Origin of the sequence: Psychromonas arctica (genome assembly GCF_038155225.1) — a bacterium.
Taxonomy (GTDB): Bacteria; Pseudomonadota; Gammaproteobacteria; order Enterobacterales; family Psychromonadaceae; genus Psychromonas; species Psychromonas arctica_B.
This window is the reverse complement of record NZ_JBAKBA010000029.1, coordinates 1-21,453: the sequence shown is the minus strand read 5'-3', so window position 1 is coordinate 21,453 and position 21,453 is coordinate 1. Positions and strand designations below refer to the sequence as shown.

The window sequence follows — 21,453 nt, the reverse complement described above, 5'->3', positions numbered from 1 at the left end:
TCTATGACGTATTTTTTAATGACTAATACAATGCGATATAAATTATTTTCCTTTATTAAACTATCTTATTAACTGACCTTATTAACTGACCTTATTAACTGACTTTATTAAACTAACTCAACGAGCCTAAACGACTAACTTAAATTAAATGATTTTGATAACTCAACAATAACAATAAGCATAATGTTTGAGTATTGATTCTATTTTTATTTTCAGATGGTTTATAACAGAAGGGGTAGTCGGTTAACCCTGGGATGTCTAAATTGATATCCTCCAGCAGAACTGGAGGATGACTTACTTTTAGTTAACACAATCAAAAATAATTACTTATTTTCTCTTAATGCTTTAACCATATCAGCAGAAACTGGCGTACCAAAATGCTTAACATGTAATTCGTTTAAACGACCGTCACGTACTTGGTGAACTAAGAAAAGATTTAAGTATTTAATCCAAGCCTGTTCACTTCTTTTAGCAATAATTCCTACTACATCATCGTAATTTGGTACATAAGGACCAGCAACAAAATTATCAAATTGACCAGAAGTTAGTTTAGTTGCGATATTAGTGTTAGTAGAAATAAGCGCATCAACTTTACCTTGGTATAGTCCTAGGAATGCATCATTTTCTGATTTAAATGCGGTATAATTATCTCTTCCCCAACCTTGTGCATCTGCATAGTTGAAGTATTCTGTTTCATAGGTTGTACCTAGTGCTGCACCTACTTTTACATCCTTAAGATCAGCAAAAGATGTCATTTTTACACCTTTCTTAGAAATTACTTGAAATTTAAAAACAAAGTATGGATAAGTAAAGCCAACAGATTTAGCGCGTGCTAATGAGTCTGACGTCGAACCAATAACTACATCGGTTTTAGCTGAAATTAATGAAGGGATTCGGTCGCCCCAAGTTAGGTTGATAACATTTGATTTTACGCCTAAAACAGTGGCTAAATCGTTACAGTAATCAACATCAAAACCGGCAGGTTTGTTATCTTTGTCTGTGTAACCCATTGGTGGGAAATCAAGCACGACGCCACAGTTTAATGTGCCACGGCTGATTACATCATCTAGTTGATCTGCACTTGCGCTTGAAAATGCACCGAGTGCTGAAATGGAAGCAACAACTAATGATATTTTCTTTACTAACTTCATACTTTCTCCTTGATTTTTATTTACAATTTACTTGTGCATAGGGTGGCTAGAACATAATGTGCCGCACTTTTGTATCTTGTATTTAAATTAGATATCCCTATTTACAAGTCGATGCTAATTCTTATAAGTATTTGTTAATTTTTATAAGCAGATGTTAATCCTTTTAACACTTTAATTACTCTATCAAACTTTAGAATAACTTGTTGAGCTTTTTATTATTTATTCGAGATCAAAAAATATCTAGGTATTTGGTATAGATAAGTAAGAAGGGAGAGTTATTAGCTTTATATTTAATACTTCTGTGAGTGGATACTTAGTAAGCTATCTGATAATACTTGCAACTAAATTTCGTTTACCGTTGTCGTAATAGCATATTCATACTAGTCACTTATTTGTGGTTTTATAAAATTTTGAATTAAAAACCAGATGAAACACGGTCTTAATTGTAAGTGAGAGAGCAATGAGTCTCTCTTGAATCAAAGAACAATTTATGACGACAGAAGTATTACCGATTTAAATCTAGTTAGTTTTAAAAGGAAATCTAATGAAATTAACATTCTTATTAGCAATTATCATGAGCTTCTTTGTTTCTCTAAGTATAAGCTCAGCTGAAAATAGAGATAATAAAAAACATCACAATAGACCAAGTGTACATAAGCATTTGGAGTCTAAAAAAAATAGAGTTGTACGTAAACCTATCATCTATGAAAATGGCTCTGTGCTACCAAAAAATCGTGCCGTTCGTAATAAAGAAAACAGGCAGAGCAATAAAAAAGCAATTGCTCATAAAAATTCAAAATCTAACATTAATAGAAAAATCCATAACCGTACTGACTATAAACGTAATCTGAATAAAAATCGTTCAACTATAAAAACGTCAGTGTTACCACCAAATGCAGCGGTGCGTAATAAACAGAAAGCTAAAAGATTAATAGCCGCTAAAAAGTTAAAAAGTCAACGAAGTAAAGGTTTTCGTAAACGTGCCACTTATAAAACAGGTTTAAGGAGTCATAAATTACCAAGAAATGGTCGTAGGCTTCGTTTTGCAGGACTTTCTTTTATTTTTAGTAGCGGGTTATATTATCGCCATCTAAATAATGGATATACCGTCGTGCATCCTCCAGTGGGGCTGAAAATTCGTTATTTACCACAGGGTTTTGAAGACATTTTTATTCATGGGATCCATTATTATTTTTTCCAAGGTATTTATTATATTGCTAATGGTGGATATTACGAAGTAGTGGAAGAACCATCCAGCGATACAGCTGCATTGCCAGTAATTGATGAAACACAATATGAGCAACAACAAAGTGATTATTTTGAGCTTGGGCAACGTTACTCTGTATTACCTGAAGGCGCTGAATTAGTCGTTGTTAACGGGGAACAATATTTTAAGTTCCAAGATATTTATTTTTTACCTCAATCATCGGATAACGATGTTAATTATTTAGCAGTGAAGTTAGATTAAGTCTTTATTTTTAAATAGTAAATACAGTGCTTCATTTCTGAATTGTAGTTTTTCTACCAAAAATTAATCTAACGAGATTAACATTTTAATACTCGTTAGATTAAACCATAAATGTGTTGTTAGTTGCTTATTCACTGGTAATTTAAGCCTATTTTTTAGCGGGAATTTTTTATTGAATAGGAAAGGTTTTGTATTGTAAAAGTGATAATTTTAATTCGTTACTACTATTCTAAGATAATGAGTTTTAATATGTATTTATTGATTATTCTTAGCTAAAATTTGCGTATTTTTAAATTGTGATTTACGTTTAATAGATCCTCTTCTCTTACATTTATTCGATTAAAAGTAGGAAATACTATGCTTAATAAAATCATTTTATTCACCTGTGTGCTTATTATCTCAAGCAATATAATGGCCAAACAAAATACCAAAGTATCTAAAAGCTTATGTTTGAAAATTGATGAAAAAATTATGACGGCTAAAAAGAATATGCGTGTTATATATACAGACAAGAAAGGCCATAAGTTAAGAAGTAAGTTAAAAGCCTTACAGAAAAAAAAGGCGTATTGTAAAATAAGCCGATTTCCAACCTCATCGTAAATTAGTTTCTTATCCAGCGGTTTATTTCCTTTCTACTCTGTTTTTAAGAGTGTAGTCTTTATGACTATCATATGTTCATTGATGCATCATCATTCAGAGTCTCTATGAAAATAAGATCATTGTTTACATTAAATTCCTCGCATAAAAATAAACATGGGTTGAGTGAAATCCTTAAATATATGGGGCCGGGGTTACTCGTCACTGTTGGTTTTATAGATCCGGGAAATTGGGCTTCAAATATTGCGGCGGGTTCAATGTTTGGATATACACTTCTATGGATGGTAACACTGTCTACGCTAATGTTGATTTTATTGCAGCATAATGTTGCTCACCTAGGCATTGTTACTGGAGATTGTTTAGCTGAATCTGCAATGAAAAATCTCAATGTTCATGTGGCACAGTTTGTACTTTGTACCAGTATCATAGCGGTTATATCGACTGCTTTAGCTGAGATATTGGGGGGGGCAATTGCACTACAATTACTGTTTGATATACCGATAGTGGTTGGTTCTGTCATTATTCTTGTTATCGTCATTTTCTTACTATTTACCAATACTTATACCAAGCTTGAAAAACTGATTATTGGTTTTGTGTCAATTATTGGATTTTCATTTTTGTATGAAATGAGCATTGTTAATATTGACTGGCCGGAGGCTGCTAGAAGTTGGGTAACCGTTAGTATTCCTGATGGTTCAATGATTATCGTTATGGCGGTATTAGGCGCTGTTGTTATGCCTCATAACCTATTTTTACATTCAGAAATCATTCAAAGTCGGCAATGGAGTAATGACAATGAAGCCGTTATTAAAAAACAATTAAGGTATGAGTTTACCGATACTTTTGTATCAATGATTATTGGCTGGGCTATTAATAGTGCAATGATTATATTGGCTGCAGCTACCTTTTTTGATAACGATATAGTGGTGACAGAACTAGAACAAGCACAGCACCTTCTTTCTCCTATGTTGGGTTCAAAAGCAGCTATTGTATTCGGTATTGCATTATTATTTGCGGGGATCTCTTCAACTATTACTGCTGGTATGGCTGGTGGCTCTGTTTATGCCGGTTTATTTAAAGAACCTTACAATATCAAAGCGACCCACATTAAAGTGGGGGTGGCGAGTATATTAATTATTTCAACATTGATTATTTTTTTGATTTCAGATCCCTTTAAAGGTTTGATTATTTCTCAAATGGTACTCAGCATTCAATTACCTATTACCGTTTTTTTACAAATTTATTTAACCTCATCGAAGAGGGTAATGGGAAAACATAGGAACTCCAAGTTGATGAATTTTTTGTTGTTATCTATTTGGTTAATTTTAACTATTTTGAATATAATGTTATTTGCTAGTTTTTTGTAATGACATATATTACCTCAATTCTGGTTAAATAAATCGATACAGACCCCTTATTTATAGGGACTTTTTTTGCATATTTCTGTGTTAAATAGCCTTCGAATAACTCGTTATAGCTTCGATGATTTGCCTTGAACTACACAAAAGTTACGATACTGTATAATATGAAAGTTTAACATGTTGATATTTAATAGTATTACACTTCCATTATCCAGGACGGAGGTTATGCAATAAACCAATTTGCATTATTAATGTAGCGATGCGCTCCGAAATAGTGCGAAAGCGAACATTGATAGTGCGCTAATATGGAGCCTCCTTTCGATACCATCCAATAAATGATCAATTTAAATCGATAATAATTTCAATTTTAGTCAAAAAACACCATTAATATGATTACATTTCAAATTGATTTAATTTAAATTTTTCATCACTAATTAATTAAAAATAATTGATATTTACTAACCATTATTAACTTTATGATGACGGTTAATAATTCATTTAAATTAATAGAAAGCGAGTGTTTATAGGTGGTTTGGCTTTTTATTACGTGAAAAAATAAATGATATTAGACGCTTTTTAAATTTGTTGTTTTTTTGAATAGATTCCTTGTTATCAGTGATTTAATACACTCTCTTTAAGTTGAATAGAGATCAAAAAATTAGCATTAATAATACACTTGGTATAATTAATGCTGTTGCTTTGGACATATCTTTTGATTGCAGTTGCACTCAAATTGTTCAAGGTGATGTATAGACATATGGAAAATAGTCAAAACATAAAAGAACAAGTAAAAATGATAGGGATGGATTTCGGTTCAACCACTAGCAGTGCGATGATCGCTGTTGCTGGAGTTGGAATGAACTCTGCGACAGGGCGAATGGCATTCTCTGCACCAGAAATTGTCTATCGATCTAATGTTGAATTTACGCCTTTTAAAGGTGCTGAAATTGACGCATCCGCTATCGCTGAACTATTAGATACTTGGTTAGAAAAAGGCGATAACATTTTTTCTGGCGGAGTGATCATTACTGGTTTAGCTGCTTTACAACAAAACTCAGTGCATATTGCCGCTTTAATTAAAGAGCGTATCGGACAAGCTGTTATTGCAACGGTTGATGATCCAAATCTTGAGTCATGGTTAGCCTTCATGGGGTGTGCTGCATTATTATCTCGACACTTTAAGAACGAAACACTCGTTAATCTCGATATTGGTGGCGGCACAACTAATCCCGCAGCAGGTCAAAATGGACAAGTCAAAACAACGGGATGTTTTTATATTGGCGCTAGGCATTTTCATTTTGAACCAGGGACTTACCGCTTAATTAATATCTCTGAATACGGTTATTCAATGTTAAACCATATCGGGGTAACTAATGAAATTGGCGATACTCTTTGTGCTGGCACCCTCAATAAAATCCTCGACCTTTACATTGAAGCACTAAAAGCCATCGCTCGGGGAAGCCTAGCATTTTTTGAAAGCGATATTGGCCAGCGTCTTTGCCAAACTTCTTTTATACTGCCTCCAAACGTTGATTCACCTCTGATTACATTTTCCGGTGGTGTAGGCGAACTTATTTATAAAATCACTGAAAACGAACCGATACCTAGTACCACCTTTTATGGTGATTTAGGTATCGACCTAGCTAAAAGAATTATCTCCGATCCTTTCTTTTCTAAACAAATAACAACCATTCGCCCAGAAAATATGGGTAGAGCAACTGTGTACGGGTTGACGCTTCATAATACTGAAATTTCAGGTGCAACTTTATTTTTACCAGACACCTCGGCACTGCCTTTAAATGATGTTCCTATTGTTGCTCGACTCAGTATGTCTTGTGACTTATCTGATCTTCTTAATTCTATTTCTGTTGTTGCACAGCGTAGTGGTAAAGCTTGTATTCAAATGCTACCAGTAACTGATTCAGAAGGGGGAGCTTTACCTGCTTCTTTGCAACAAATTAAAACGCTTGGTGATCGAATAAATCAAGCATTAGCGACACTCACTATTGATTTACCGTTAGTGATATTGGTACCCGGAAATTTTGGGAAAGCATTAGGTAACTATGCAACGGACTGGGGGAAATCATCCGCTAAATTAATGATCATAGATGAAATACCAGATCGTAATGCACAGTTTGTAAATATTGGAAGTCCGTATCGCGGCGTTGTACCCGTTTCTTTTTATGGTATTTATTAGAATTTAAGGTTTATTTAATGAAAAAGATTATCCCACTTAAAGATATTCATGTTCCCGTTCCAGGGCCTGATGAAGTTTATTCTTTCAAAATATTGAATGAAATTTTTTACTTTGAAGGGCTTAAAAAACTATTAGGAGCCGCTGATATTAGTAAAGCGGGGGATAGGACAACTGACCTTGCACCCAAAAATGCAATGGATAGAGAAGCGGCAAGAGCAATTCTAGCTTCTTTAACATTGCAGTACCTTTATGATAATCCGTTAACTGCTGATGATGGCAGTGTTGACTCTGTCATGCGTGCTGGTTATGAGATAGATCTTGAACTGTTTCAAAGTATTGCCCATATGACTATGGGCGATCTTAAAGATCATTTGCTTGCCAGTAATGGAACGCGAGTGGCTGCGATTGGTTTAGCATTAACACCTGTCATGGCATCCGCTTTAACCAAGTTAATGGATGTACATGAATTAGTTTATTTACCCGGTAAAATATTTCGGCCAACTAAAGCAAGAACCTTGATTGGTACGCCTAAAACACTGTCATTTCGTCTTCAACCTAATCATCCTAAAGATAATTTAGATGCTATTTCGATGATGGTTTATAACGATTTAGCCATGGGAATGGGGGACTGTTTAATTGGTGTTAACCCCTCTGATGGGTCAGTCGATAATATAGCCGCGATGCTTTGGCATATAGATAAGTTGCGTCGCGAAACAGGCGCTCCCACTCAAATTTGTGTACTTGGGCATATTAAAAGTCAACTTACCGCCTTAAAACAGGGCGCACCAGTTGAAATCTTATTCCAAAGCTTTGCAGGTACAGATGAAACATTAACCGGAGAGTTCGACGTAACGGTAGAGTTTTTAGATCAAGCTGTGGAAACCATGAAAAATGAAGGTCCGCTAAAAGATATAGCGGACCAATTTATGTACTTTGAAACAGGTCAAGGCAGTGAAATGACTTACCGTAAACATAACGGTATGGATATGGCGACTTGCGAAGCATTATGTTACGGACTATGCCGACGTTATGATCCTTTTATGGTCAATAACGCAACAGGTTTCATTGGTCCAGAAACACATCTTAATGACTTTGAATTAATGGTATCGACACTTCAAGACCACTTCATGGGGAAGCTCTTAGGCTTACCGATGGGCATCAGCCCAAGTTATACCTTACATTCAAATTCACATTTAGAAGGTCAGCAAATGGCTGTGCAATTGGCTACAGCGGCAGGGGCAAACTTCTTTATGGATATCTATTTAGGTACCGATCGTATGCTTGCTCACTTTGTGAATTCAGGGCACGACGATCAAACCTTAAGGGAAATATATCACCGTAATCCTGCGCCTGAGTTTTTACAATGGGCAGTTCAAAAAGGTATTTATATTCAACATACCGATGGTAACGTTGAGCGCGGTCCAAATTGGGGAAACCCAAGGTTATTTATCAAGAGTGATTTAGAGTTTCAACGTCTGCATGAGGCAACGCCAAATGCCCCTGGATTTGAAAATGCAGGTCCACGTCCTGCGCATAAAGTACAAGAAGTGATCCGTATTAATCAATCGGTAGGACGAGAAGCGGTCCATTCACATCTTAAACCAGAGTTGTTTACTGGTTTCACCTTTAGAGAGTTTGTCTCTACGGCTATTGATCATGCTGAGCATTTAAAAAATCCTGAAGTTGGATCAAAACTGTCTAAAACTGATCTAGATAGTCTTTCTGCTGAAGGTAATGATGTACAGATTATAATCACCGATGGTTTATCAGCTGAAGCCGTTCATCATAACGTTCCAGATATGATCCCTGTATTAATGGATGGATTAAAAAGTCGTCATTACTCATTAGGCGAGCCTATCGTTACACACTTTGGTCGCGTTAAATTAGCTGAATGTATCTCCGATGTATTGGACTGTAATGTTGCTATTTTATTGGCAGGAGAACGACCAGGGGGAGATGCTCTTTCTTCAAAAAGTATGTCTGCTTATTTGGTGCTAAAGCTGAAGGATGAGAAGGCGAGAAAAGCCGCTGCAATTTACAGTGAACATGAAAAAATTCGTTATGAATACACTTTAATTACTAACATTTACCAAGGAGGTTTACCGCCTATCGAAGGAGGCAGTGTTGTTGCAGAAAAAGTAATGGAAATTCTTGAAAATCAAGCAGCAGGTAATCGATTAGAAGATCTGTTGAAAGCTCAAAAAAGCGTATAACCCAATTTAACAAAGTAATGCTAAAAATATTTTAATCAATATTCAACACACATCTACATACATTAAATAAGGATATAAATAATGATATTGAGAAAGAAAGTAATTAAACAAGTCACACTTGCGACCACTTGTGTGATGTTGCTGTTAGCACCTGTCGTGCAAGCTGATTCAATGAGGCTTAAATTTGCTCATCAAAATAACGTTTATGATGCTGATCAGCTATTGGCTGAAACCTTTAAAACATTATTAGAAGAAAGAACTAATGGTGACCTAAAGGTTTCAATTTACCCAGGTACCTTAACTGGGTCAGAAGAAGAGGCGTTGGAATTTGCTAAAGCTGGAACGGTTTCCCTAGCGGCGACGAGTGCGGGTCATATTGCTGGTTATTACGAGGACATTCAATTTCTTCAACTTCCTTATTTATTTAAAAGTTTGGAGCATTATAAAGTAGCAAGAAGTTCTAGTGTGGTTAAAGAGATCCTTGCTGGTGCCAGTAAAGCAACAGGTATGAAAGCATTGGGCGTCTATTCTGATTGTAATGGTTTTGCGATTGCCAGTAAAAAGCCTATTAATAGTTTAGCTGATGCTAAGGGTGTGAAGTTACGAGCGATGCAAAATCCTTTGTTTATTGATATCTATGAAGCATTTGGCTTTACGGTGACACCAACAGACTGGGGTGAACTTTATACTTCATTACAAACAGGCATGGTAGAAGCTGATGATTTAGGTGTGTATTGCAACGATATTTTCAAAATGAGTGAAGTTGTTGATAGTTATGCAATATTGAATCAAATGTGGACGCAAAAAATATTATTTATGTCTCCAAAAGTCTGGGATAAATTAACTGCAGAACAAAAAGTAATTGTGACTGATATTGCTGATGAAGCAATAGAGTTAACGGACGCTTGGCAGTATGCTCGTGAAGCTAAGTTCATCGAAAAAGTAAAAGAAGATAAAGATCAAACGATTACTTATCCAAATACTGATGAATTTAAAGAAGCATCGCAGTCAGTGTATACAAAATGGTTTGCTAAAGAACCTCAATGGAAAACGTGGTATGAAGAAATTCAATACCTTGATCCTAATGCCCGCCTTCCTAAGGCATTTAAATAATCATTAATCACTTCAATAAGATCAACCTTTTTGACTAAAGAGGTTGATCTATCAATTAACAGCAAACAAAGAATAATGAGGTGAGCGGTATGCCTGATACAGAAAAAGCTGTGCTAGAGAATAAAGTCGAAGGTGTAATGAACAAAATAAGTAGCATATGTGGCGTGACATTGCTGGTATTAATGTGTGCTTTGATTTTATTACTCGGAGTTAACATTTTCTTACGGTATAGCTTCGATTCACCGATTGCTTGGTCTAATACTATATCAAGATACATTTACATCATTATTGCATTAGTAGGTAGCGCTATTGCTTATACACAACAGAGCCATGCTCGAATTGATATTCTATACGACAGAGTCGGGCCTAAGACTAAAAAGGTTTTCGATTTTTTTCATTGCATTATTATGATGGCACTTTGCATTATTTTTATCGTGGTTGGTAGTCAACATGCCGTAACGATGTGGCCTGTGCATCCACCTATTATCCCTTGGCTTCCCATTGGTAGTATCTATCTATCTGTTCCAATATTTGCTTTTTTAATTTTTCTTTATTTATTAACAAAAATGATTTCAATTTTTAGCAAGCGGAGTGCTTCATGACTTTTATTTTTTTAATGATCCTTTGTTTTATTTTGTTGATGGCAATTAGAATACCTATTCCTTTTGCATTGCTTGCGTCAACACTTGTTTACTTCATTGGAGCTGATATTCCTCTCAGTATTATGGTGGTTCGATTATTTCGTTCTTTTGATTCATTTGTACTCTTAGCCATTCCATTCTTTATTTTAGCTGGCAAAGTCATGGCTGAATCGGGTATTAGTGATCGTATTATTCGTTTAGCTGATTTAATAGTAGGGCGTGTTAAAGGCAATCTTGCTTATGTGAATATTGTCGTGAGTATGTTTTTTGGTGGTATTACTGGTACTGCTATTTCTGATACAACCGCGGTTGGTTCTGTAATGATCCCGGCGATGACTAAAGCGGGTTATAAAAAAAGTTTTAGTGCGGCTGTCACCGCTGCATCCTCAACGATGGGGCCAATTATTCCGCCTAGCTTGATGTTTATTCTGTATGGATCAATTGCTCAAGTTTCTATTAAAGATATGTTTTTAGCGGGTGCTATTCCTGGAGTCATGGTTGGACTTGCTCAAATTGCCGTTGTTTGGTTATACGGCCGTAAAAATGACTTACCAAGAAGAGAAGAAAAAATAACACGCAAACAAGGTTTCGATATTGTTGGTGGTGCTTTTTATGCGATGTTACTACCGGTGATCATTCTCGGTGGTATTTTAATGGGCGTGGTAAGTCCCACTGAAGCGGCTGTTATTGCAGTATTTTATTCTATTTTTATTGCTATTTTTGTCTATCGTTCTTTAACTTGGAAGAGGTTAATGGGAGCTATTCGAGAATCAACCGTTGAAACAGGTAGCGTGTCGATTATCATTGCTGCAGCGGGTATTTTTGGATGGGCATTATCAAATGAACAGTTGCCAATGATATTTGCAGAATACTTAATAGAGAATATTGAATCAACTTGGTTAATATTATTACTTATTAATATTTTATTATTCTTTTTGGGCATGTTTATGGATTCGATTCCTGCCTTGATGATAGTGACACCTGTATTACTACCTGTGTTTGACATGTTAGGTATTGACCCATTACATGCGGGTATTTTCATGTGTGTTAATTTAATTACAGGTCTGGCAACACCCCCCGTAGGTTGCTGTTTGTTTGCGTCATCAATTATATCAGGTGAGTCGATGGAAAAAATTAGCCGAGCAATATTGCCGTTTATTCTAGCTAATGTGATTATTGTTTTATTGATTACGTATATTCCTTGGATAACACTATTTTTACCTTCATTATTTAATTAATTTAATCCTCATTTATGAAAAAATACTATTAAATGATTGGCTATATTGACTTGAGCCAATCATTTTTCTGTATTTTTAGGGCGTGTTGATCTTTTAAGAGTAATTTCCGAACAGCATGGTGGAAATGTATAATGGTTTCGACAAAAATCAACATACAAGAATACCACCATACCAAGAACAACGGTAACAGATACACTGTGGTAAAGTTATTACAGTTAATAAAACACAGTGGAAGAATTTATAATAAACCTGAATATAGAATAACCTTTGAGGAGATCCTTTTTAGGATGCGAACCGGTTGTCCATAGCGAGATTAACCAACTGAATTTGGGCAATAGAGTACAGTATTTCGGTGCTTTAATTTATAGTAAAAAAGGCGTTTTACTTAATTTATTTAATTGGTTATCAAAAAATATAGATTCAGAATAGCTGTTTATTGACGATAGTATAGGCCGTACTCGTACTGATCAGCATGGAACAGCTACCATTTCAACCATTCCTAGACGAAAAAACAATAAAATAGGAAACAATGACAGTGATTGGTGCCTGTATAAATGTCGACATTTAGTTGAAAATGCATTTGGAAGAACTAAACATTTCCGAGTAATAGCAATGAGATACAATAAATTAGAACAAAATTATGCAAGTATGGTTTCTTTAGCATTCACTATTATGTGGCTCCCTGTACATGCTGAGTAATTATTGAGCACCAAAGATCAACTCGCCCTAGTTATGTTTTATATAATAAATCTAATTCACCATGTTGAATGCTTTTATTCACGCCTTGTAAGCTACTTTGTGCCACCTTCAGTACTTCCTTCATATTCTCATAACATTTACTCTCATTTTTACCATAGGCTAGAAAGGTTAATGTTACTTGATAGCCCATTCCCCCTGTATTCGGTTGGTCACCTAAAGCTAAATAACAGGTTGGAGAATGGGATAAAGCAATTGCTCCAGCTTTAAAGTTAGGTTTCATAGTTGACACTAACGTTAATATTTTATTGCTCAGCCAATCAACACTTTTTTCTTGGCAATTTTCTGGAATATCTCGAAATAAAATCATTAAACGAGCACTGCATTTTTTGGGGTAAGGGTATTGTTGATCTGTGTTTTTTTCGACAGGGTTAAAGACACAATCATTACTCTCTAATGTTGAGCTAGCGCTGTTTATCCATTCAATTAAGGAATAAAACGTTTCTACAAAATCCCATTTTTTAAATGGAGTAAGATCCTCTAATGCGCCACGAATTAATTTAGGTTGTTTCTTAAAATCGATATAGGCATTATCATCATTTGATACCATGGTTGTCCAAGGGGGCGACCTTAGTGATGTTTCATCAATCTGCTTGGAAATTAAAGCATCCATTCTTGTTGCCTTTTTGTCAATCTCTATTGGAAGAAGCAGGATTCTAACAGTTAACTAAAAATAGCTGTACAGAATATAAAGAGTATAGAAATAATAAAAGTTTATAGTCGTTATCAAGTCATTAGACATTTATTTTTTATGGTTCAATTTTCACTTTAAATTTAGTCATTAACCATTCATTTATATGGACATTATATTGGAAATTTTTTTCCAGGTTATAGTTTGGATTTTCATTTTAATTGTCAGGGAAATAGACATTATTTTGGTGTCACAGTGGTTGATGAATAAGTATGAATCAAGTACTCTAATAATGTTAATTCGTCTTTAGGCACATGTATTCTTACACAATTAATGTGGTATTTTTAATTGCCTAATAAATTGTTATTTTTGATTACAATTATAAACATGAGGAAATGAAATGGCTGATATAGATATTGGTATAAGTAAAGAGAATAGAGCGGAAATATCAGATGGTTTAAAACGACTATTAGCTGATTCTTACACGTTATATTTACAAACTCATAATTTTCACTGGAATGTAACAGGTATGCAATTTCGTGAGTTACATTTAATGTTCGAAGAGCATTACACGGAACTAGCTACTGCAGTTGATGATATTGCTGAACGTATTAGAACGCTTGATGTTCCAGCTCCAGGAACTTACAAAGAATTTGCAAAATTAAGTTCAATTAAAGAAGTCGATGGTGTACCAAGTTCAGCAGAAATGGTCGAGTTGTTGACTAAAGGACACGAACAGGTCATTAAAACTTCTCGTCAAGTATTGAAAGTTGCACAAGAGGCAGACGATGAGTCTACTGCTTCTTTAGTGTCTGACCGTATGCGCATACATGAAAAAACTGCTTGGATGTTAAGAGCGACTAAAACAGCATAATTAGCTGTTACACATAATCTATTACAATTAGTAAACTACAATTTAGTAGACGACAATGTAATAGACGATAATGGAAAATAGTATTGGGTGATTATAGACCTTATTATTTTTTGTTTATTTAAGCACAATCAGCCAAAGGGACTCACGTGATTTCAAAATTACCTCGTTGGGTTGAATACGGTTCGTTTGTGCTTGCTCTAGTTGCTGGTTTAGTTAATTCTGTAGGTTTATTAGGTTTTCAACATCAATCTGTTTCACACTTGTCTGGTACCGCAACCTTACTAGGCACAGGCCTTATCAACACAACCTTTTCAGATACCTTACATTTAGTTTTTATCCTACTTAGTTTCTTAGCTGGTTCTGTTATTTCTGGGTATTTCTTGAATGGCGGATCATTAAAATTAGGTCGTAACTATAGTGGACTTCTTTCTTTAGAAGCCATTTTTTTGTTTGGTGCGATTTATTTCCTATCAAATGACTCTGTTAATGGGCATTACTTAGCCTCAGCTGCTTGTGGGTTACAAAATGCGCTAGCGACTACTTATAGTGGAGCCGTGGTAAGAACAACACATGTAACAGGAATATTTACTGATATCGGGATTATGTTGGGGTCTAAATTAAGAGGGGAGCCCTTTGATAGACGAAAACTAACATTATTTCTGTTGATTATTTTTGGGTTTATTTCTGGTGGACTATTCGGCGCTTATTTCTTTAATTTGTTGAAATTTCAAGCCTTGTACATTCCTGCAAGCATTTGTTTATTATTAGCTTTATCCTATTCAATTTACAATATAAAGGCCAATCAGTAATTTGTTTCTGATTGGCAATGATAAGTTTTTAATTTATATATGGAGTTTGATTATCATGGAACTAAACACCTTACTACTTTTTGTTATTTCAGCACTTTCTATCAATTTAATCCCTGGTCCAGATGTTATTTACATCGTAACAACGACAATGAAAAATAAAATGAAGTCTGGTATTGAGGCTTCATTAGGGTTGGGCGTGGGTTATTTAATTCACACTATTGCCGCTGTGTTAGGCCTTTCTGCATTAATTTTAAACTCTGCATTCTTATTTACTGTTATTAAGTATTTAGGTGCACTCTATCTATTGTATTTAGGGATCAGTTCATTATTAAATTGTTACCGTAACGATTCTAAATTAACGGCTGAAACATCTAATGAGCCACCTAAAAATATTTTTAAACAGGGCGTTATTATTAGCGTATTAAATCCTAAAGTGGCGATGTTCTTTTTAGCGTTTCTTCCTCAATTTATTGACCCTTCAGCGACTAACGCGACAACTGAATTGCTTACTTTAGGGTTGTTATTTAGTGCATTAGCGACATGTTGTAATTTATTCTATGCCAGTTTAGGCAGTATGTTGTTTAGTAGCCCTAAAGCACAAAAATACTCAAGAATACTAGAGGGCGTTTCTGGTACTATTTTAGTGGGGCTGAGTGCTAAAATTGCTTTAACAAGCAACCGCTAACTGCGTAAACATTACAGAATAAAGTCACTGTAAAAAGTGACTTTTTATGGCCAATGACCACCACGTAATACTTTAATATTTACACACTCATAATCATTACTATTTAACTATCAAAAGCTAACTATTACTGCTTAACTTTTTTGCTTCCATTAGAATTTCAAGTGCTTTATTACGTTTTTCTGGTTCGTATAAATCATTAGTAAATATAAATTCATCAACGCCTAGCTGTTCTGCTATCACCTCTAATTTATGTTTTATACTGCCTGGGCCTCCAGTTACACTTAAACTTAAAAAGCTATCGACTTGCTGTTTCTCTTGCGCAGTCCATAATCCATCCATTGTTTCAACGGGAGGTGTTAGCCATAACTCTTTGCCACGCATGAGTGCTAATACGCGTTGTTTTGATGTTGTTGATAAATATTGTGCTTCTTGATCTGTTTCTGCTGCAACGAGTGGTAACGCAAGCATGAAGTAGGGTTGACTAAGCACATTTGATGGTTTGAAGTTTTGCTTATAAAGCGCAACGGCATCATGTAAAAAGCGCGGTGCAAAATGTCCAGCAAAAACATAAGGTAAGCCTTTTTCTGCTGCTAATTGTGCACTAAATAAACTTGATCCTAATAACCAAATTGGTACATTGGTATTTTCGCCAGGAATAGCTCTAATTTGGCTGGTACTGTTATAAGGACCTAATAATTTTTGCAATTCACTGACTTCATTTGGAAAGTTGTCTGCTCGTCGCATGTCACTGTTTAAAGCTTGGCTTGTTATTGAGTCACTACCTGGTGCTCTACCAAGCCCTAAATCGATTCTGCCTGGATATAAACTTTCAAGTGTTCCAAATTGCTCAGCTACCACTAATGTAGAATGGTTTGGTAGCATGATTCCGCCTGAACCAACTCGAATACGTTCAGTCTTTCCTGCTATATGACCTACTAATATCGATGTCGCTGAACATATAATGCCTGGCATGTTGTGATGCTCTGCTAGCCAAAAACGGTTAAAGCCAAGTTGATCTGCTTTTTGCGCATATTGAATCGTTTTATTAAGTGTTTCAGATACGCTTGCCCCTTTTACCATAGGCGTAAGATCTAATAATGAAAAAGGAATGTTGGATAACAAAATAGTACCTCTCAGTAAAGTGTCATTAGGTTTAATGTACCTAAACATACTGTATATGATCAGAGATGGGGCGCGCTGATGTTAATTCAAGGTGAAGAGACTCTATTATACCAACCACACTAATTAACTGATCTATTTCATTGGTTAAAATAACTTATTTCTTCGTTGTAAATTTCGTAAAGGGAACATCTTATTAAAGAATTAACCTCTTTTAGTTAATTCTCCGATAGAAGATTAACGAAGTTAATCTTCGAAAGGCCGCAATTTACACCTTAAATTAAGTCATTTTTCCTGCGCAAAACTTAGATCATTTAGTTAATGTAATCGGTATTAGATGAAATCTATGAGTTTTGATTCTTCTGTTGCTGCTGACGCTGTTCTTTATAGCGTTCCGAATTAACACCTTTTTTCCAATAACCTGAGGCCACAATATTATAACGGGGTATCGCGTATTTTTGAGCAAACATTGTTTTAAGTTGGCTTACTAATCCTGCTTCTAACGCCATAAAAACTGTTGGAGATGTCTCTGTGATGGTCAAGTCGTTTAATGCTATCTCCATGGTTTGATTGGGAGTATTTGTAACAATCCAGTTAACATCTCGCGTCGTGTCAAGATCAATAATATCTTGTTTGGAAGGCACATGAATAAAAGCTTCAATTTTAGCTATGATAGGCAGTTGTTGTAAGTAACCTTTAATCGCATTTACTGAAGTTAAATCACCTAATAATATGTAATGTAGTTGGCTAAAATCATCCATTTTCTTAGGCCCAGGTCCTGCAATCGCTAAACTATCTCCTTTTTGGGTTGTTTGTGCCCAATCAGTAGCGGGTCCTTGGTGCATATTAATCACAAAGTCTAATGTAAGAGCGCCTGTTTCGCTATCAACGTCTCTAATTGTGTAAGATCGCATGACTGCCGTTTTGGGATTTAGATTAAGACTCGATTGTCCTTTTTTGGGTAGTAATACTTTTATATAGTTGCCTATATAATTAGGCATGGATACATCAGAAAATTCTTTAAACTCATCTGAACCAATGATAATACGCTGTAAATGAGGTGTTATTTGTTGCGTGCTCAGTACTTTGGCTTGTCGAATTTGTCTACTCATCTTTATCTCACTTGCGATTAATTTAAACGGCTATTAAAAGTTGTTAGACCATAATATTATTAATGTTTGCAATAATTTCATTTGGTTGATAAAATCAACTATATCAATTTAATTGATATTGTCAACTACTTTGAGGTTCATCATGAATACAGTTAAACCTATCGCCAATACACTTTTTACATTAATGCAAAGCTATCGCGTCACTATCCGTAAAGCAATTAATGCTAATGAGTTAGGACTAAATGCGATGCATGTGCGTTGCTTGCATATTATTGCAGGTAATAAAGGCTGTACTGCAAATGACATTGTTAATCAAACTCAACGAGATAAAGCGCAAATTGCTCGCCTAGTTAAAGAGCTTATTGGTCTGAATTTAATTGATAAGCGTGCTAGCGAAGAGGATAAGCGTAGCTATATTTTATCGTTTACAGTGCAAGGAAATGAACTTTTCAATAAGTTATTAAATGCTGAGCAGCAAGTTAATGAGTTAATGTGCCAAAATTTAACACCTCAACAGATTCAAGCGTTTTCAAATGTAGCTTCAATCATGAGTCAAAATATGCAAGTCTAAGATTTTATCGAGTTTCTATGAAATTTTATGCAACTTTCTTTACTGTATTACAGGATATTTAATTTCTTATTAACCATTTTTTCTCTTGTGATAGCGTTTAATCGAAAATTGATTTTTTACTTTTTAAAGAGGTTATATGAATGATTTGTATACGCAGTTGATAACTGTTTTTATGGGTTTTTTCGCTATAATGAATCCCATTGCTAATACGGCGGCATTTGTTGGACTGGTAGGGCATAAGCCTCACACAGAGAAAATACGCATCGCTGCAAGAGCGTTGATTATTACCTTTGGTATTATTTTGCTCTTCTCTATTCTCGGAAAAGTTATTTTCCATTTATTTGGAATTACACTGCCTGCATTGAGGATCGCTGGCGGTCTTTTAGTCTTTTTAATTGGCTATCAAATGCTTAACGGGTCTGGTTCTAAATTACATTCTCCTGAAAATAACGATGACTCTGATATTGCAGTTTCTCCCTTAGCTGTACCTCTTTTAGCAGGGCCCGGCACCATCGCAACAGCAATGAATTACTCTGCTTCAGGTGGAACAACTGGATTAATTATTACCATTTCAGTATTTGCTTTTTTGTGCTTAATTACCTTTTTATGTTTTATTTTTAGTTCAAAAATATTAGGGATAATAGGAGAAGGAACGCTCAGCATTATTACTCGTTTAATGGGATTAATTTTAACTGTCATAGGCGTTCAAATGATAATCGAAGGAATTATTGGTGCGTTCAATATTTCCGGTTTGGCTTCGTAATATTCATTACTTTAACGATTACTTTAATTATTAACTTATTGATTATACGTTTAAATTTGATATTGTGATCTTGATTTTTAATTATTTTACGTTTGCTCGCAAGGTTTAAATTAGGTTGTGTAATCAAGCTATGAAATTAAATAACAAAATTACATTGAAAAACTATATTGTGGAACAATGTGATTTTTACTTAAGAATAAAAAGCTGGCGATTAATCAGTTGTTTATATAGAAGTTATATTTGTATAAAGGATATACAATGTTGAAAATAAAAAAAGCGGGCTATAAAGCATTGTCTTTGGTTGAGCATACTGCGTTATTTACTATTGCTTTACTCACCGTTATCGCCATGGCAAATGAAGTCTGGATAGTGTTTAAAAACTGGGAAGTTACTTTAGCTGACTTATTATTGCTCTTTATCTATTTAGAAGTTTTTGCAATGGTCGGATTGTACTTAAAGTCAGGGCGCTTACCCGTTCGAATGCCACTCTATATTGCAGTCGTTGCATTAGCTCGTTATATGATATTAGATATGAAAAATCTAGATACTTGGAGAATGTTAGGATTATCAGCTTCAATTCTGATTATTGTTATAGCTATTTTAGTTATTCGTTATGGCCATATTAAATATCCTTATGGTAATTCGGATAAAGAGATCTGAATAATTTTTATCATTATTTAATGAAAAAGATCATGCCAATTAAAGGAAAATGTAATGATAAGTTGTCATCAATATGATTATATTGAAATTGTATGTTTGTACCACTATTCAGTTAAATTAACTTTAAAATCGGGTCAGATCGTCGAAGGGATTGCTTTAGATACTGCACGTAACGATTCACGAGACGAGTGTGTTAAATTAGATGTAAAGGGAACGAATATTGATATTGTATTAAATGAGATTGCGTTGCTAAGTGTTGATGTGGAAAACCCACATATCAAGCAAGTTTCTTTTACTTAATTTATGAATGTCGAACAATTATTTACTAATAACAACACTTTATTATTTCAACAAGAAATTGGTGGTTGTTTATTAGAGGTGAAAGAAACAGAACACTATAGGTGGTTTGAATATAATGGACATTCAATCCAATCTTTAATGTCGAAAGTTAATCCAAACCAAGTAATAATGCCTGTTTCTCAATCATTATTACTTTTTTTGTTATTGGATAATCAACACAAAAAAATACTTAATTTAGGGTTGGGTGGAGCATCGTTAGAGCGTGCTTTAGTTTCTATACCTAATTTACATATCACTTCTATCGAAGCCTCTCAGCCTATTATTGACATGGCTAAACGTTATTTTTACTTGCCTGGCAAGGTTGATGTGATTTGCCAACAGGCTGAACAGTTTGTTGAAAGTATTAAGGCTAAATATGATGTTGTTTTGTGTGATTTATTTATAGGTGAAAAAAGCCCTGATTTTTTATTTACTGAATGCTTTTATAAACAGTTATGTGAAATAACAACTAACAAAGCAGTGCTATCTCTAAATATAAAAGCGGAAAATAACCAGCAATTACTGAAAATGCTACTTATCATTAAAAAGCACTTTATCAACATAGCCATTATTGAGTTTGATAATTATAGTAATATTGTGATTCTATGTAGCCATGAAATTATACCTAGGCAATCGGTATTACAACAACGCTTGTCCAATTTTACTCAGATAGAGTTATCAGGCTTGGAAAAAACAATCGATAAAATGACTTATATTCCAATCAATCAGTAAGGTCATACAGGGCCAAATCATCAAGAAAAGAATAAATCCTATTTATACTATTGCTAAGTTATTTATTCTAATCGCTTATGATAAACACAGTGTGCAGCCTTAATTAACTTAGATATCTTCTTTCAATTGAAATAATAACTCGTCTATTTTCTTGCCTACCTAGAATATTTCTATTATCTGCAACATGATGCTTTTCACCAAAGCCAGACACTTTAATGTTGTCATTAATGTGCAGCCTTAATTAACTTAGATATCTTCTTTTTCAATTGAAATAATAACTCGTCTATTTTCTTGCCTACCTAGAATATTTCTATTATCTGCAACATGATGCTTTTCACCAAAGCCAGACACTTTAATGTTGTCATTAATGTGCAGCCTTAATTAACTTAGATATCTTCTTTTTCAATTGAAATAATAACTCGT

At 34.6% G+C, this 21,453-nt stretch carries 20 protein-coding genes and 1 pseudogene; 17 read left to right on the top strand and 4 right to left on the bottom strand.

All coding sequences use genetic code 11. From position 1 onward, the window contains the following. Positions 1-323 precede the first annotated feature (323 nt). The gene (locus tag V6255_RS12450) at positions 324-1,151 is read right to left on the bottom strand and encodes a transporter substrate-binding domain-containing protein (protein ID WP_341628454.1); all 828 of its coding nucleotides are present in this window, start codon (positions 1,149-1,151) and stop codon (positions 324-326) included. A 544-nt stretch (positions 1,152-1,695) separates the two neighbouring features. On the opposite strand from V6255_RS12450, the gene V6255_RS12445 reads away from it, so the two are divergent. From V6255_RS12445 to V6255_RS12405, 9 genes and pseudogenes are all read left to right on the top strand, one after another. Then, positions 1,696-2,619 (top strand): DUF6515 family protein, encoded by a 924-nt coding sequence (locus tag V6255_RS12445; protein WP_341628453.1) that lies wholly within the window; start codon positions 1,696-1,698, stop codon positions 2,617-2,619. 357 nt (positions 2,620-2,976) lie between these two features. Continuing rightward, positions 2,977-3,219, top strand: a complete 243-nt coding sequence (locus V6255_RS12440) for a hypothetical protein (protein ID WP_341628452.1) — start codon at positions 2,977-2,979, stop codon at positions 3,217-3,219. Positions 3,220-3,323: 104 nt separating this feature from the next. Next, the gene (locus V6255_RS12435; RefSeq protein ID WP_341628451.1) at positions 3,324-4,583 is read left to right on the top strand and encodes an Nramp family divalent metal transporter; all 1,260 of its coding nucleotides are present in this window, start codon (positions 3,324-3,326) and stop codon (positions 4,581-4,583) included. Positions 4,584-5,334: 751 nt separating this feature from the next. After that, the gene (locus tag V6255_RS12430; RefSeq protein ID WP_341628450.1) at positions 5,335-6,774 is read left to right on the top strand and encodes an ethanolamine ammonia-lyase reactivating factor EutA; all 1,440 of its coding nucleotides are present in this window, start codon (positions 5,335-5,337) and stop codon (positions 6,772-6,774) included. Positions 6,775-6,791: 17 nt separating this feature from the next. Beyond that, complete coding sequence (eutB, locus tag V6255_RS12425; protein ID WP_341628449.1) at positions 6,792-8,987, top strand: ethanolamine ammonia-lyase subunit EutB; 2,196 nt, start codon at positions 6,792-6,794, stop codon at positions 8,985-8,987. A gap of 81 nt (positions 8,988-9,068) precedes the next feature. After that, on the top strand, positions 9,069-10,100 hold the full coding sequence (locus V6255_RS12420; RefSeq protein WP_025565394.1) for a TRAP transporter substrate-binding protein: 1,032 nt from the start codon (positions 9,069-9,071) through the stop codon (positions 10,098-10,100). 89 nt (positions 10,101-10,189) lie between these two features. Further along, entirely contained in the window at positions 10,190-10,702 is a 513-nt protein-coding gene (locus tag V6255_RS12415; RefSeq protein WP_341628448.1) for a TRAP transporter small permease, read from the top strand. Continuing rightward, positions 10,699-11,979, top strand: a complete 1,281-nt coding sequence (locus V6255_RS12410; protein ID WP_341628447.1) for a TRAP transporter large permease — start codon at positions 10,699-10,701, stop codon at positions 11,977-11,979. The genes V6255_RS12415 and V6255_RS12410 overlap by 4 nt, the downstream gene beginning before the upstream one ends. A gap of 168 nt (positions 11,980-12,147) precedes the next feature. After that, a pseudogene (locus V6255_RS12405) lies at positions 12,148-12,678 on the top strand (transposase). Between the two features lie 31 nt (positions 12,679-12,709). On the opposite strand, the gene V6255_RS12400 reads toward V6255_RS12405, so the two are convergent. Beyond that, positions 12,710-13,348 carry a hypothetical protein gene (locus V6255_RS12400; RefSeq protein ID WP_341628446.1) on the bottom strand — a complete coding sequence of 213 codons (639 nt, stop codon included), beginning with the start codon at positions 13,346-13,348 and terminating at the stop codon, positions 12,710-12,712. A gap of 418 nt (positions 13,349-13,766) precedes the next feature. Between V6255_RS12400 and V6255_RS12395 the strand changes: the two genes are divergently transcribed. The 3 genes from V6255_RS12395 (at position 13,767) to V6255_RS12385 (ending at position 15,734) form a co-directional block, all read left to right on the top strand. Beyond that, positions 13,767-14,240 carry a Dps family protein gene (locus tag V6255_RS12395; protein ID WP_160061260.1) on the top strand — a complete coding sequence of 158 codons (474 nt, stop codon included), beginning with the start codon at positions 13,767-13,769 and terminating at the stop codon, positions 14,238-14,240. A gap of 146 nt (positions 14,241-14,386) precedes the next feature. Continuing rightward, the gene (locus tag V6255_RS12390; RefSeq protein WP_341628445.1) at positions 14,387-15,049 is read left to right on the top strand and encodes a YoaK family protein; all 663 of its coding nucleotides are present in this window, start codon (positions 14,387-14,389) and stop codon (positions 15,047-15,049) included. 55 nt (positions 15,050-15,104) lie between these two features. After that, on the top strand, positions 15,105-15,734 hold the full coding sequence (locus V6255_RS12385; RefSeq protein WP_341628444.1) for a LysE family translocator: 630 nt from the start codon (positions 15,105-15,107) through the stop codon (positions 15,732-15,734). Positions 15,735-15,851: 117 nt separating this feature from the next. On the opposite strand, the gene V6255_RS12380 is transcribed toward V6255_RS12385, so the two are convergent. After that, complete coding sequence (locus V6255_RS12380) at positions 15,852-16,856, bottom strand: LLM class flavin-dependent oxidoreductase (RefSeq protein WP_341628443.1); 1,005 nt, start codon at positions 16,854-16,856, stop codon at positions 15,852-15,854. A gap of 341 nt (positions 16,857-17,197) precedes the next feature. Next, positions 17,198-17,965, bottom strand: a complete 768-nt coding sequence (locus V6255_RS12375; protein ID WP_341628442.1) for a siderophore-interacting protein — start codon at positions 17,963-17,965, stop codon at positions 17,198-17,200. A gap of 142 nt (positions 17,966-18,107) precedes the next feature. Between V6255_RS12375 and V6255_RS12370 the strand changes: the two genes are divergently transcribed. From V6255_RS12370 to V6255_RS12350, 5 genes are all read left to right on the top strand, one after another. Beyond that, positions 18,108-18,536: a MarR family winged helix-turn-helix transcriptional regulator gene (locus tag V6255_RS12370; RefSeq protein WP_341628441.1), complete on the top strand. Its 429-nt coding sequence runs from the start codon at positions 18,108-18,110 to the stop codon at positions 18,534-18,536. 136 nt (positions 18,537-18,672) lie between these two features. Further along, on the top strand, positions 18,673-19,299 hold the full coding sequence (locus V6255_RS12365) for a MarC family protein (RefSeq protein ID WP_341628440.1): 627 nt from the start codon (positions 18,673-18,675) through the stop codon (positions 19,297-19,299). Positions 19,300-19,557: 258 nt separating this feature from the next. Continuing rightward, a complete protein-coding gene (locus V6255_RS12360; RefSeq protein ID WP_160061267.1) occupies positions 19,558-19,959 on the top strand; it encodes a phosphate-starvation-inducible protein PsiE in 402 nt (133 codons plus the stop codon). Between the two features lie 54 nt (positions 19,960-20,013). After that, positions 20,014-20,259: a Rho-binding antiterminator gene (locus tag V6255_RS12355; RefSeq protein WP_341628439.1), complete on the top strand. Its 246-nt coding sequence runs from the start codon at positions 20,014-20,016 to the stop codon at positions 20,257-20,259. 78 nt (positions 20,260-20,337) lie between these two features. Next, on the top strand, positions 20,338-21,030 hold the full coding sequence (locus tag V6255_RS12350; RefSeq protein ID WP_341628438.1) for a hypothetical protein: 693 nt from the start codon (positions 20,338-20,340) through the stop codon (positions 21,028-21,030). Positions 21,031-21,453: the final 423 nt, after the last annotated feature.

Excerpts from the sequence above, each read along its gene's own strand:
- V6255_RS12355 (WP_341628439.1), top strand. The coding sequence starts at position 20,014 with ATGATAAGTTGTCATCAATATGATTATATTGAAATTGTATGTTTGTAC.
- V6255_RS12400 (WP_341628446.1), bottom strand. The coding sequence starts at position 13,348 with ATGGATGCTTTAATTTCCAAGCAGATTGATGAAACATCACTAAGGTCG.
- eutB (WP_341628449.1), top strand. The coding sequence starts at position 6,792 with ATGAAAAAGATTATCCCACTTAAAGATATTCATGTTCCCGTTCCAGGG.
- V6255_RS12415 (WP_341628448.1), top strand. The coding sequence starts at position 10,190 with ATGCCTGATACAGAAAAAGCTGTGCTAGAGAATAAAGTCGAAGGTGTA.
- V6255_RS12450 (WP_341628454.1), bottom strand. The coding sequence starts at position 1,151 with ATGAAGTTAGTAAAGAAAATATCATTAGTTGTTGCTTCCATTTCAGCA.
- V6255_RS12370 (WP_341628441.1), top strand. The coding sequence starts at position 18,108 with ATGAATACAGTTAAACCTATCGCCAATACACTTTTTACATTAATGCAA.
- V6255_RS12410 (WP_341628447.1), top strand. The coding sequence starts at position 10,699 with ATGACTTTTATTTTTTTAATGATCCTTTGTTTTATTTTGTTGATGGCA.
- V6255_RS12365 (WP_341628440.1), top strand. The coding sequence starts at position 18,673 with ATGAATGATTTGTATACGCAGTTGATAACTGTTTTTATGGGTTTTTTC.
- V6255_RS12375 (WP_341628442.1), bottom strand. The coding sequence starts at position 17,965 with ATGAGTAGACAAATTCGACAAGCCAAAGTACTGAGCACGCAACAAATA.
- V6255_RS12385 (WP_341628444.1), top strand. The coding sequence starts at position 15,105 with ATGGAACTAAACACCTTACTACTTTTTGTTATTTCAGCACTTTCTATC.
- V6255_RS12395 (WP_160061260.1), top strand. The coding sequence starts at position 13,767 with ATGGCTGATATAGATATTGGTATAAGTAAAGAGAATAGAGCGGAAATA.
- V6255_RS12445 (WP_341628453.1), top strand. The coding sequence starts at position 1,696 with ATGAAATTAACATTCTTATTAGCAATTATCATGAGCTTCTTTGTTTCT.
- V6255_RS12440 (WP_341628452.1), top strand. The coding sequence starts at position 2,977 with ATGCTTAATAAAATCATTTTATTCACCTGTGTGCTTATTATCTCAAGC.
- V6255_RS12360 (WP_160061267.1), top strand. The coding sequence starts at position 19,558 with ATGTTGAAAATAAAAAAAGCGGGCTATAAAGCATTGTCTTTGGTTGAG.
- V6255_RS12420 (WP_025565394.1), top strand. The coding sequence starts at position 9,069 with ATGATATTGAGAAAGAAAGTAATTAAACAAGTCACACTTGCGACCACT.
- V6255_RS12430 (WP_341628450.1), top strand. The coding sequence starts at position 5,335 with ATGGAAAATAGTCAAAACATAAAAGAACAAGTAAAAATGATAGGGATG.
- V6255_RS12435 (WP_341628451.1), top strand. The coding sequence starts at position 3,324 with ATGAAAATAAGATCATTGTTTACATTAAATTCCTCGCATAAAAATAAA.